This window comes from Sphingobacterium sp. HMA12, from assembly GCF_002933815.1.
GTDB lineage: Bacteria > Bacteroidota > Bacteroidia > Sphingobacteriales > Sphingobacteriaceae > Sphingobacterium.
Genome location: NZ_BEYR01000002.1, coordinates 311,367 through 323,613 on the forward strand (window position 1 = coordinate 311,367; position 12,247 = coordinate 323,613).

The 12,247-nt window shown below is 40.7% G+C and carries 9 protein-coding genes and 4 tRNA genes; 11 read left to right on the forward strand and 2 right to left on the reverse strand.

Annotated features, from left to right (window positions below; translation table 11 throughout):
• Nucleotides 1–49: 49 nt before the first annotated feature.
• The 6 genes from HMAT_RS14975 to HMAT_RS15000 all read left to right on the forward strand — a co-directional run bounded on the left by HMAT_RS14975 (nt 50) and on the right by HMAT_RS15000 (nt 3,454).
• On the forward strand, nt 50–865 hold the full coding sequence (locus HMAT_RS14975) for a purine-nucleoside phosphorylase (RefSeq protein ID WP_104383664.1): 816 nt from the start codon (nt 50–52) through the stop codon (nt 863–865).
• Between the two features lie 23 nt (nt 866–888).
• Nucleotides 889–2,958, forward strand: a complete 2,070-nt coding sequence (locus HMAT_RS14980; protein WP_104383665.1) for a putative porin — start codon at nt 889–891, stop codon at nt 2,956–2,958.
• A gap of 138 nt (nt 2,959–3,096) precedes the next feature.
• Nucleotides 3,097–3,174: transfer RNA gene (locus tag HMAT_RS14985), tRNA-Val, on the forward strand.
• A gap of 9 nt (nt 3,175–3,183) precedes the next feature.
• Nucleotides 3,184–3,261, forward strand: a tRNA-Val gene (locus tag HMAT_RS14990).
• A gap of 9 nt (nt 3,262–3,270) precedes the next feature.
• Nucleotides 3,271–3,345, forward strand: a tRNA-Val gene (locus tag HMAT_RS14995).
• 34 nt (nt 3,346–3,379) lie between these two features.
• Nucleotides 3,380–3,454, forward strand: a tRNA-Val gene (locus HMAT_RS15000).
• A gap of 102 nt (nt 3,455–3,556) precedes the next feature.
• Here HMAT_RS15000 and HMAT_RS15005 read toward each other — a convergent pair.
• Nucleotides 3,557–4,753 (reverse strand): acyloxyacyl hydrolase, encoded by a 1,197-nt coding sequence (locus HMAT_RS15005; protein WP_104383666.1) that lies wholly within the window; start codon nt 4,751–4,753, stop codon nt 3,557–3,559.
• 230 nt (nt 4,754–4,983) lie between these two features.
• On the opposite strand from HMAT_RS15005, the gene HMAT_RS15010 reads away from it, so the two are divergent.
• The gene (locus HMAT_RS15010; RefSeq protein ID WP_104383667.1) at nt 4,984–7,929 is read left to right on the forward strand and encodes a pitrilysin family protein; all 2,946 of its coding nucleotides are present in this window, start codon (nt 4,984–4,986) and stop codon (nt 7,927–7,929) included.
• A 192-nt stretch (nt 7,930–8,121) separates the two neighbouring features.
• Here HMAT_RS15010 and HMAT_RS15015 read toward each other — a convergent pair whose 3' ends face one another.
• A complete protein-coding gene (locus HMAT_RS15015) occupies nt 8,122–8,643 on the reverse strand; it encodes an NADPH-dependent FMN reductase (RefSeq protein WP_104383668.1) in 522 nt (173 codons plus the stop codon).
• A 227-nt stretch (nt 8,644–8,870) separates the two neighbouring features.
• Here HMAT_RS15015 and HMAT_RS15020 point away from each other — a divergent pair, with 227 nt between their 5' ends.
• From HMAT_RS15020 to dapB, 4 genes are all read left to right on the forward strand, one after another.
• Nucleotides 8,871–9,668, forward strand: a complete 798-nt coding sequence (locus tag HMAT_RS15020; protein WP_104383669.1) for a ParA family protein — start codon at nt 8,871–8,873, stop codon at nt 9,666–9,668.
• 1 nt (nt 9,669) lies between these two features.
• The gene (locus HMAT_RS15025) at nt 9,670–10,605 is read left to right on the forward strand and encodes a ParB/RepB/Spo0J family partition protein (protein WP_104383670.1); all 936 of its coding nucleotides are present in this window, start codon (nt 9,670–9,672) and stop codon (nt 10,603–10,605) included.
• A 1-nt stretch (nt 10,606) separates the two neighbouring features.
• The gene (locus tag HMAT_RS15030; protein ID WP_104383671.1) at nt 10,607–11,329 is read left to right on the forward strand and encodes a DUF5683 domain-containing protein; all 723 of its coding nucleotides are present in this window, start codon (nt 10,607–10,609) and stop codon (nt 11,327–11,329) included.
• Between the two features lie 172 nt (nt 11,330–11,501).
• Nucleotides 11,502–12,245 carry a 4-hydroxy-tetrahydrodipicolinate reductase gene (dapB, locus tag HMAT_RS15035; RefSeq protein ID WP_104383672.1) on the forward strand — a complete coding sequence of 248 codons (744 nt, stop codon included), beginning with the start codon at nt 11,502–11,504 and terminating at the stop codon, nt 12,243–12,245.
• Nucleotides 12,246–12,247: the final 2 nt, after the last annotated feature.

Consider the following 12,247-nt stretch of genomic DNA (forward strand, 5'->3'; position numbering starts at 1 on the left):
CGTACAAAAAAATTAAGTTAAGTTTGAGATACTTAGTTTTTTTGTACGTATGTATCATAGCATAAATGAAACAACGGAGTTTATCCGTAGAAAAATTGGAGATTTTACTCCAGAATTCGGTATCATCCTCGGTACTGGCTTGGGTAAATTGGTTGATGAGATTGAGATCGAATATCAGCTGATGTATTCCAATATTCCTAATTTTCCCATCTCTACAGTAGAATTCCATTCCGGTAAATTGATTTTTGGAAAATTAAATGGTAAGAATGTTGTTGCTATGCAAGGAAGACTTCATTATTATGAGGGGTATGATATGCAACAGATTACTTTTCCTATTCGTATCATGAAAGTGCTGGGTATCAAAAAACTCTTTGTGTCAAACGCTGCCGGTTCTTTGAATCCGGAGATCAGAAATGGGGATCTGGGTATTATTGAAGACCATATCAACCTCTTGCCCGACAATCCATTGCGTGGGCAGAACCTGACTGAATTTGGACCTCGTTTTCCGGATATGAGCGAACCTTATAATCGTGTTATGATTGACCAGGCAATTGAAATTGCATCAAAGCATGGAATTACAGCGCGAAAGGTTGTGTATGTATCCTCGCAGGGGCCAAATCTAGAAACAAAAGCTGAATACCGCTTTATGCGAACTATTGGTGGGGATGTGGTCGGCATGAGTACCGTACCAGAGGTAATTGTTGCCAATCATATGGCTCTTCCGGTGTTCGCGATATCTGTTGTTACGGATGAGGGCTTTCACGATGTGTTAAAACCTGTCTCTTTGCAGGAAATCGTCGCTGTTGCGGAGAAAGCGGAACCTAAGATGACATTAATTTTGAAAGAATTGATAGCTTTGCAGTAAATTTAGACTATATACAATTTTAGATGAAGTTGATCGTACGCGTATTAGCCGCACTGTGTGTCTTACTTGTTTGTTCCATGGATGTTATTGCACAAAGCAAGGAGGAATGGAGCAGCGCATTGGATTCAGCGAGAGCCAAAGAAGATGGAAAAAAAGATTCGGTTATCCTGTCTGCAAAGTATATCCGTTATGCGACATTGGATATGCTGAAAAAAGGAACTTATACAAGGCAAATAGATACTTCACACCATAATTACCAATATTATAATCCCCAAAATACGCCCTGGAATCCCAGTATAAATCTGGGGTCTTACGGTCTTGCCACACGCGATTTATTATTTCAACCCAAAAAGACAATTGGATTTCAGTCTGGATTTACTGCCTTGGAGCGTTATCTATTGAACCCGGATTCTGTTCAATATTTTAGGGCAAGGGCACGCTATTCGGAATTGTCGGCAGTGGGATTCTTTTTTAATGATCAGGTCTTCAGGGCGCGGGTTGCGCAAAATATCAATTCGCAATGGAATATGAATGTGGATTTTCATTCGACGAAAACGGATGGTTTTTATTTAGGTCAGAGCTATTCTGATTTGAAAGCATCCATTGCCTCTTGGTATGAGTCCAAAAATAACCGGTATAATCTCCTAATTAATGCTGTATTCAATCGTTTGGATGCAATGGAAAATGGCTCCATTATCGAAGACCGGCCATTTGCTCCTGAAAATAGGCAAGCTCCGGATCGGTTTATTCCTAAGTTTTATGATGCAGGCAGAACCGGGATACCGCGGTCAAAATGGTGGGATAATTCGCTGTTCCTGCGACAATCTTTATATGTTGGCAGAATCGACACGGTAGACAAAGGAAAACCGACCATGCAGATTTATCCAACAAACAGTATGGCGCACAATACAAGGATCCGGAAGCAGACATATAACTTCTTTAAAAATATGAATGATCAAAATGCTGCGTTACCTTACAATAATCAAGCATTGACGTTGAATAATGATAAAACAGGTATTACGAATGTCTCCAATGAGTTTGAATACAATTTCTTTCTGCGTGGTAAATCAATTTTTAAAAATGAGGCTAAGCTAAATCTGGCTTTCCAGCATGATATGAACTGGGTGGAACAAAGCCAGGTAGACTCCTTGCGTTACTATACCAATCAGGCCGCATACCCTGAGCCATTGAAGAAATTGCCGGATAGTACAACATTTGATCGTTTCTATCAAAATGGGATTGTCAAGGGTGAGCTGGGCTACAAATTTTCTGATCGGCTGGATTTCAGCCTGAAAGCCAACCAAATTGTTTTCGGACATAATATTGGTGATTTTCTCTATGAAGCAAAGGCGGATATTTCCATGGGGGATAAAATCGGAAAGGTGACACTTTCTGCTTATTCACAAAATAAATCACCCGAAATGGTTTTTGAAAACCTGAATTATACCTATGCAAAATGGAATGATCTGGATCTAAAAAAGACCAAAATACAAAATTTGACATTCCAGTACCGTAATCCGACATTGGGATTCAATGGAAAGGTCGAATATTTTCGGATGAATAATTATACTTATTTTGAAGAATTATCGAATCCGCAGAATGATCGGAAGAAAGATAAGTGGATCAATCCTGCGCAATTGGATAACGCGAATTTGCTGAAGGTGAGTGTGGGGCAGAAGTTTAAACTTAATCATTTTACCCTGGACAACCTGGTGGTTTATCAAAAGACGGATCAGCAGAATGTACTGGCGATTCCTGAGCTTTATACCTGGCATAGTCTCTATTATAGTAATCTTTTTTATAAAGTCATTGATTACAGTATCGGTATTGACGCTAAATTTAATACACCTTATGCCAATCCGAATTATTCGATAGGGACAGGACAGTTTTATAACGCGTATCAGCAGATCGAATTTTCTACTTATCCCATTATGGACTTATGGGTCACGGCAAATATACAGCGGGTCAATATGTTTTTAAGTTATAATTTCCTAAATCAGAATTTTTATCCGAATGGCTATTATACGGTAAGGCGTTATCCAATGAATACAGCAAACTTTAGATTTGGTATTTCGTGGAAGTTCTATGATTAATTGTTGCGAAAATTATGTCCGTGTTTTTTAGCTTGTTGCGGTTTTTGCGGTAGAAAATCTTTGAAAATAATTTTGAGAATAGAATTTTTAAGCTATATTTGCACACGCAATTAGGGAACGGCGTTCTTTAAAAAGTATGGAGGCTTAGCTCAGCTGGTTCAGAGCATCTGCCTTACAAGCAGAGGGTCACTGGTTCGAATCCAGTAGCCTCCACCATACAAAGACGGAGAATTAGCTCAGCTGGTTCAGAGCATCTGCCTTACAAGCAGAGGGTCACTGGTTCGAATCCAGTATTCTCCACCAATCCAAAACGGAGGCTTAGCTCAGCTGGTTCAGAGCATCTGCCTTACAAGCAGAGGGTCACTGGTTCGAATCCAGTAGCCTCCACAAAGCATCATCAAATGGTGCTTTTTTTTCGTTAGGGGATTTAGCTCAGCTGGTTTAGAGCACTACCTCGACAAGGTAGGGGTCACTGGTTCGAATCCAGTAATCCCCACAATAAAAAAAGCGTTCTTATGAACGCTTTTTTTATGCAGTTTAAAGGGTGCTTTATAATGCCCCTTATTTTTTTAGCATGCGCAGGTGCTACTAGCAACTGTTAATTGCTGACTGGATTTGCCCGTTTCTTACCCAGCCTAAATCCATACCCTGTTGTCCACTCGATAAAGTCTGCTTTACCGCCATGTGCTTTAATGGAAACTCCGGCAAAGAAATCTTTGTACACTTTATAGCGTACGCCTGCCCTTAGGTATACAGGCGTGCTTTCACCATTGAATTTATTGCGGTGCAAGTATACGCCGACATTTCCATTGATATATAGTCTGGAATTTAATACATGGTCAATGTAGAACGCAGGGCCATAGGAAAATAATGCTCCAAAGCTCCCTGCTTTGTCACCAGCGACTTTCTCATCATTTCCGCTTGCGGAATAAAAAGCATCCATTCCAGCGCCAAGACGCCATTTGTATCCCAAATGCCTGCTATAAAAAGCCCCTAACGTCGATTTAAAATATTGACTGTCATGTTCGCGATCAATCTGTTTGAAACCAAAAGCGTAATTGAAATGCAATTCTTCGGTTTCTTCCATTTTTGGAACGCTAGTTTTCCTGTAATCGAAAGGTTTGCTTGTTGGGGTGTACGAAACCGAAAGACTTAAAGGAAGCAGGTTTATTCCTGTATTTGGCAATGCCAATGCACCATTGCTAAAATGATGGAACGCAACACCTGCACCCACTTGGAATTTTTGACTTAGACGGTAATTGGCCTGAAGTCCAAAGTCAATAAATACATTGTTTTTACTTCCTATCAGGAGGTTAAAAGGGTTATCCTCCTCGTTGTATGGATTGAATCTGCCCGAGAGACCAAGTGCAATCCGGTAGTTGAAATTCCATCTCGAATTTATTTTGGGTTTAATCGGTATCGCTACAAAACCATAGAGTGCGAACGGTCGTCCCAAATGTTCCTGTCCAAAAGTGCTGCTATAGATTCCCACACCATAGATGGGGTAGTTGTATATTTCATTGTAAATGCTCTTTAAGGAGTCTTGAAACTGTGTCTGGAAACCAACCCGAAAATTAAGTCCGCTATAGTAAGAGTCGGCAAGGGTTTCTTTTGAACGCTCATTGAATTTGAGTTCACCACCACTCTCGTGTTCAAGTTGAAATATTAATCTAGTTTTTGCCGGTGTGGGGCTATTTAACGTATCTTTCTGATTTTCTATTCTGGGGGTGACCTGCGCATTTGTACGAAAGGAAAGAAGCGCGAAGATCACAAAAACAAGTATGCTTGATCTCATGAATTAAAACGTTAGCGTTTTTTAAAATTTTTGCAAAAGTAAGAATGATAAATCATTGTAGCAATTTTCCTTTAACAGTTGGTTAATTACGGGGCATAAATTGACGCTTTTCAGCGACAGAGAAACATGTACAACAACAGCGGAGCTTAATAATTGTTTTTATATGTTCGTAATTATATTGCATATCCACAGCAATTTATCTAAGTTTGAGTTGAAAAGAAAAAGGAAATATGATTAAAAATCTATTTAAAATTACCGCTGTAACGTTTGCTCTAACAACAGCGGGGGGAGCTTTGTTTGCCCAAAATGCCAAATTTGACTGGAAAGAAGCTTCTGAGGGGGGGTACGTATACAAGTATGTGACCAATGACCCCACCCATTCAAGATTCTATAAACTTAAAAATGGCCTAACCGTTATTCTAAGTCCAACCAAAAAAGAACCACGTATCCAGACCTACATTGCGACAAAAGCAGGAAGTAAAACCGATCCGAAGGACCATACTGGTTTGGCGCATTATCTGGAGCACATGCTCTTCAAAGGGACCGATAAATTTGGATCCAAAGATTGGGCAAAAGAAAAGCCTTTGTTGGATGAGATTGACGCGCTCTATGAAAAGTACAACGGTACGACTGATGAGACACAGCGGAAAGCAATATACAAGGAAATTGACCGTGTGTCCGGTGAAGCTGCAAAGTATGCAATCGCAAATGAGTACGATAAGCTGATGGCATCCATGGGGGCCGAAGGAACAAATGCATTTACCTCATTTGAACAGACGGTATACCAGGAGCAGATTCCAAGTAATGTGATGGATAAATATCTTGCGGTACAGGCCGAACGTTTTAGAAATCCGATACTGCGTCTGTTCCATACGGAACTGGAGGCGGTCTATGAAGAGAAAAATATCGGATTGGATAAAGACAGCCGCAAAGCTGTTGAGGCTATGTTTGAAGCGGCATTCCCAAATAATAATTACGGAAAGCAGACTACGATCGGTACAGTGGAACATCTGAAAAACCCGTCATTAAAAGCAATCCGTGAATATTTTCATACTTATTATGTACCCAACAATATGGGGGTGATCATGTCTGGTGATTTTGATCCTACGGAGGTTGTAAAGAAAGTGGACCGGAGTTTTGCTTTTATGCAGCCAAAAGAAATACCGCCATATACTTTTGATCCTGAAAAACCTATTTTAAGTCCGATTGTTCGGGAGGTTAAAGGGCCGGATGCGGAATTTATGTTTATGGGATTCCGTTTCCCGGGGGCCGCGACCAAGGATGCCCAACTATTAAATCTGATGAGTCAGATTCTGACGAACGGGTCAGCGGGTCTGATCGATCTGGATCTGGTAAAGAATCAGAAATTGCTGGGTGCAGGAGCCTTCCCCTATGTCTTGAAAGATTATTCCTTATTGATTCTACAGGGCAATCCAAGCCAAGGACAGAGCCTGGAGGAGGTGCAGCAATTGTTACTTAAAGAACTGGACAAATTGCGAAAAGGTGAGTTTTCTGATGACCTGATAGGCGCGATTGTCAATAATGCAAAAAAAGATGAGATCAAACAGAATGAAAGTTACGGTGACCGTGCCGAAGCTTTGATGGATGCTTTCACCTCAGGTCAGGACTGGGCGTCGGTGGTTAGTTATTCTGATGGACTCAATAAGATTACAAAACAGGATATCGTCGATTTTGCCAATAAATATCTAAACGCTAATAACTATGTTGTCGTTTATAAACGCAAAGGGGTAGACAATAATGTCGTTAAGGTTGTGAAGCCGGAAATTACACCGGTCACTGTCAATCGTGACGATCAATCTGATTTTCTGAAGACAGTGGAAGCAATGCCTGAGGATAAAATCCAGCCGGTGTGGGTAGACTACAATAAAGATGTTCAGAAAGCTAGCGCGAATGGCCTGCCTGTACTTGCGGTAAAGAATAATGATAACGAATTATTCTCGCTTTCCTATCGTTTTGATGTAGGTAAATGGAATAATAAATTACTTTCGCTGGCAGCAGGTTACCTGGAGTTTTTGGGGACAAAAGATAAATCCAGTGAGCAATTCAGTAAGGATTTTTATCAATTGGCGTCTGATTTTTCGGTGTCTGCCGGAAACGAGGAGACATTGGTTTCAATTTCGGGTTTAAATTCGAATTTTATCGCTACACAATCTTTAATTCAGGATTTATTGCGCAATTGTGTTGCTGATCAGGAAGCTTTCAAAATGTATATTGCGCGCCTCAAGAAGTCCAGAGCCAATGCTAAGGAAAACAAAGGTGCTATCATGGAGGGCCTAAAATCGTATGCAAAATACGGTGCCAAAAACCCATTCAATAATGTGTTTACAGATGCGGAACTGGATGCGTTGAAGGCGGAAGATTTGGTAAAAGCACTGCATGATCTGGCCAATATGAAGCACACTATGCTTTATTTCGGGCCATTGAGCGCCAGTGAGTTTGTGGCAAAGGCAAAGCCATTGAAACTGGGTACAGGGGACTACGTGAAAGGAGCAAAAAGTTTGGTGTTTACTGAACTACCAACAACTAAAAATCAGGTGCTATTTGCTGATTTTGATATGAAGCAAGCCGAAGTATTCTGGTATAGAACATCCGGTCTGTACTCGAACCCATTAACACCAACAGTGTCGTTGTTCAATAATTATTTTGGCGGTGGCATGGGAAGTATTGTCTTTCAGACTATTCGTGAGTCAAAAGCGCTGGCCTATTCTACTTACGCATTCTATGGACAGCCCTATAAAAAAGAAAATCATTATACAGTAGGCGCTTATGTCGGCACACAGGCTGATAAATTTAATGAAGCGATCAAGGGTATGAATGAATTATTGGATGTGCTGCCTGAAAGTGCGAAAGGGTTGGATATTGCAAAGGTAAGCTTACAGAAATCCATCGCCAGTGAGCGGGTGCTGAACGCATCTATTTTAAGCAGCTATCTGGCAGCTCAACGCCTGGGCAATACAACAGATATCCGTAAAGTTGTTTATGAACAGGCGCCTAAGTTGACTTATGGCGACTTAAATATGTTCCACAAGAATGAAATGAGCCAAAAACCGTATGTGTACTGTATTGTAGCGAAGGAAGATGGCATCAAACAGGAAGATCTTGCTAAATTGGGCGAAGTGAAAAAACTTGACTTAAAAGAATTGTTTGGGTATTAGTTTTTTTAGCTATTCCTATTTTAGGTAGGGGATTTGAAGCCTTCGCTATGTCGAAGGCTTCTTTTTTATGATTCGGTCACCCATTATATCCTTCTCTTGGCAAATGATCCGCACTGTTGCGCGTAAAATATATGAAACGCTCCAATGTACCTGTTGGGGGAATGCGCAAAGGCCAATACCTGCAATAATGGATTAAAACCGTACGATTTCTTCAATCTGTTCGTTGATAAATTGGAGCGTGTCTTCTTTAAATAATTCTCCGTTTTCGTTCAGTTCCTGTTGCACATTGGGGAGGAATATCTTGAGCGGGAGGACATGCATTCTGAGGTAGTGGCATATTCCGGTGAGATGATCTATTCCGCGTAGGTTGCCATATCTTCCAGAAGATAATCCTACCAACGCAACTTTTTTGTGGTAAAAGCTAATTGGGAAGGTACAGCAGTCAATAAAAAGTTTGAGCGCGCCGGGAATACTTCCATTGTATTCAGGGGCGACAAAAATAAACATATCGGCTTGGCTGACCTTTTGCTGGATCGGTTCAAAAGCGGTGCTTCTTTTTCCGTAAAGATCTGTTTCTAAAATATTTGCAGGGAGATCTGATAGCGAAAGGATCTCGTTCTCAACGGATTTACGATTAAGTAACTGTTGGTAGCATTTTGCTATTTTTAACGTCTTACTATGAGGACGGTTTGTTCCGGATATTATTAAAATCATTGTGTTGTTGATACTTATAAAAAGCACTATTTCAAAGTGGATACATATCCTGATTTTTTGTATCTTAGCATCCTGAGGATATGTGCTTTTGATCAATCAAAAGTACAAAATATGCTGAATTTGTTAGGCTAATTTAAATTTAGCGTAAATATTTGGACAAATTGATCTTCAGGAAAGTGAAATGTAGTGTAAAATGACATTTTAATTAAGAAAGGTTTTCATTCAAGATGGGAAAAGTAATCGCAATCGCAAACCAAAAGGGTGGGGTCGGAAAAACCACAACGTCAATTAACTTGGCGGCTAGTTTGGCGGTTTTAGAATATAAAACATTGTTGGTGGATGCGGATCCTCAAGCAAACTCCACTTCTGGGATTGGTTTTGACCCTCGTACAATCAATGAAAGTATATATGAATGTTTGGTTAATGATCTGAACCCAAGAGACGCTATTCAGTCCACTGAAACGCCCAATCTTGATCTTTTACCGGCTCATATTGACTTGGTAGGTGCAGAGATTGAAATGATCAATATGCACGAGCGCGAGTACAAGATGAAAAAGATCTTGGATCAAGTAAAAGATGATTATGACTTTGTCATCATTGATTGCTCACCCTCATTAGGATTAATTACCATTAATGCCCTATCAGCATCCGATTCAGTAATCATACCGGTTCAATGTGAGTATTTTGCATTGGAAGGTTTGGGGAAATTACTGAACACAATTAAAATTGTTCAAAACCGTTTAAATACTAGTTTGGAGATCGAGGGTATTTTATTGACGATGTATGATGTGCGTTTAAGGCTTTCCAATCAAGTTGTTGAAGAGGTGAAAACGCATTTTACTGATTTAGTTTTTGATACCATCATTCAACGTAATACCCGTTTAAGTGAAGCTCCTAGTTTCGGTATCTCTGTTATCATGCACGACGCCTCCTGTAAAGGTGCGATCAATTATTTGAATTTGGCGCGTGAAATATTGCAGAAAAACGGGCATCTTAATGAAATGAATACAACAGTAACCGCATAATATGGCAGCACATCAGCGTAAAACAGGACTGGGAAGAGGTTTAGGTGCGCTATTAAACGATAGTGTAGAAGCTCCTGCTAAAAATAATCAGCAAGTAGAGGAAGCTCCTCTAGTGACGCCCTCTACAGCAAATACAACGAAAGAAAATGGCAGCATCAGCCACGTCCGCGTAGAAGAAATATCGGTGAATCCGTTTCAACCTCGTACGGAATTTGATCCGGTTGCGTTACAGGAACTAGCTGAATCCATTAGCTTACAAGGTTTGATCCAGCCGATTACCGTACGCAAAATTTCGAATGGAAACTACCAGTTGATCTCCGGGGAGCGACGTCTTCGGGCTTCAAGACTGGCGGGAATGACGGAGATTCCAGCCTATATCCGTACGGCCAATGATCAGCAGATGCTGGAAATGGCATTGATCGAGAATATCCAACGTGAAAACTTAAATGCCATTGAAGTGGCATTAAGCTTCCAGCGCATGATCGAGGAATGTAATTTAAAGCAAGAGGAGTTGGGCGAGCGCGTCAGCAAAAACCGTTCGACGGTAACGAATTATTTGCGCTTACTAAAACTTCCACCGGTCATCCAAGCAGCCATACGTGACGGAGCGCTGACTATGGGCCATGCGCGCGCATTGATCAATATCTCAGAAGTAGATAAACAGCTCTATATCTTTAAATTGATCATTGACCAAGGTCTTTCGGTTAGAAAAGCCGAAGAGCTGGTGCGTGAGCTTCAAAAAGGGGGTAAGAAAAAAGCTGGTAAGGACAAAACTCCAATGTCATTTCAGCTGCAGAAAATTGAAGATGATCTGGCTTCGAAATTTTCGTCAAGAGTGAAATTGAATTTAAAGAGCACCAAAGGTAAGGGAGCTATTGAGATTCCTTTCGAATCTGAGGATGATCTGAGCCGTATTCTTGAACTTTTAGATTGGTAATATGACCAAGTTAATTAGTTTGTTTTTTGCCCTATTTGCTGTACTCATGGTGCATGGACAGGCTGTCGATACAATTCCAAAAAAGACGGTTCAAACGATCAAAACAGAAAGCTTGAAGCCAAAATCAGCGCAGGATACAGTAAAAAAGGAATCCCGAAAAGAACGTAAAAAACGTGAAAAGGAGGAAGCCAAAGCGAAGGAGAAGGTCGTATTTAAAGATTCTACGCGTTTAGCGATTGAAGCAAAGAATAAACAGGCCTGGAAACGTTCTTTGGTACTTCCCGGTTGGGGGCAGTATACTAATGGTGGTGTATGGTGGATAAAAGTTCCTGCGATCTATGGCGGATTGGCGACTACAGTGCTCGTATTCGATTTTAATAATAAATATTACAAAGAACTTCTGGGGGTGCTAAAGGCGAGGGAAGACGGGTTGCCGGAGGATCCTTTTTATCAAGGTCGTCCATCAGAAGCAATTATTCGTGCAAAAGATAATGCAAGGCGAGACCGCGATCTGATGGTATTACTCACACTTGGTGTGTACGGATTGAACGTCGCCGAAGCTTATATCGATTCGATGCTAAAATATCGCTGGAGTATCGGGGATGATAAGCCCAAAAAGACGGCTTTTTCTATTGGACCTACATTAATGGATGCGAGTCTTGCATCTGGTTCGTTTACTTTTAAACCTACTGTTGGATTAAAGTTGTCCATGAAATTCAATTAAAACTTCGGGTCGGAGTGCGTATTAAGTATCATTGGATGATGATTTAAGGTTCTTATTGGTCTTTGAATAGGGACACTTTTAATAAAAAATCGTTGTTAACCACGGTTTTGTATCTGTTTTTCACTGGAATTTTTTAATTTTAAAAATAAACTATACTTTATTTTCTAGATATATGAACATCATTCTCTTGGGATATGGCAAAATGGGGCAGATTATCGAAAGGTATGCACTGAAAAGAGGCCATCAGATTTTTTTAGTTGTGGATGAAAATAATCGTCCCGGCCTGACAGTTGATGATATTAAGGGAGCTGATGTAGCGATCGACTTTAGTGTGCCATCTGCTGCTCTGGATAATATGAATCTTTGCCTGGAAGCTGGTGTGCCGATTGTTGTAGGGACAACGGGCTGGTACGATCAACTGGAAAGTGTCAGAGAAAAATGTTTGGACTCAGGGGGAACCATTTTATATGGTTCAAATTTTTCGATCGGCGTGAATGTGTTCTTCCATATCAACCGTATGTTGGCACAGGCTTTACAGCCTTATAAACAATATGATGTTCAGGTAGAAGAAATCCACCATATCCACAAATTGGATGCACCGAGCGGCACAGCAATCACCATTGCGGAAGGTATCTTGGATCACAGTGATGTGAAGACAAACTGGGTCAATACTGTCGTGGGCGAGCAGGATGAAATTATTCCTAAGCCACAAGAACTTCTCATAGAGAGCCATCGAATTGAAGAAGTTCCGGGTACACATACCGTGTTGTACAGTTCCGAAGTAGATCAGATAGAATTTAAGCACACCGCACATAGCCGCGACGGCTTTGCTTTGGGTGCGGTAGTCGCTGCTGAGTGGCTGAACGGTAAAAAGGGATTTTATCAAGTGACAGAAATTTTCGATTTTAATAAATAGTA

Bases quoted from the DNA above. Each gene is read 5' to 3' on its own strand.
- HMAT_RS14975 (WP_104383664.1), top strand. From the start codon at position 50: ATGTATCATAGCATAAATGAAACAACGGAGTTTATCCGTAGAAAAATT.
- HMAT_RS14980 (WP_104383665.1), top strand. From the start codon at position 889: ATGAAGTTGATCGTACGCGTATTAGCCGCACTGTGTGTCTTACTTGTT.
- HMAT_RS15005 (WP_104383666.1), bottom strand. From the start codon at position 4,753: ATGAGATCAAGCATACTTGTTTTTGTGATCTTCGCGCTTCTTTCCTTT.
- HMAT_RS15010 (WP_104383667.1), top strand. From the start codon at position 4,984: ATGATTAAAAATCTATTTAAAATTACCGCTGTAACGTTTGCTCTAACA.
- HMAT_RS15015 (WP_104383668.1), bottom strand. From the start codon at position 8,643: ATGATTTTAATAATATCCGGAACAAACCGTCCTCATAGTAAGACGTTA.
- HMAT_RS15020 (WP_104383669.1), top strand. From the start codon at position 8,871: ATGGGAAAAGTAATCGCAATCGCAAACCAAAAGGGTGGGGTCGGAAAA.
- HMAT_RS15025 (WP_104383670.1), top strand. From the start codon at position 9,670: ATGGCAGCACATCAGCGTAAAACAGGACTGGGAAGAGGTTTAGGTGCG.
- HMAT_RS15030 (WP_104383671.1), top strand. From the start codon at position 10,607: ATGACCAAGTTAATTAGTTTGTTTTTTGCCCTATTTGCTGTACTCATG.
- dapB (WP_104383672.1), top strand. From the start codon at position 11,502: ATGAACATCATTCTCTTGGGATATGGCAAAATGGGGCAGATTATCGAA.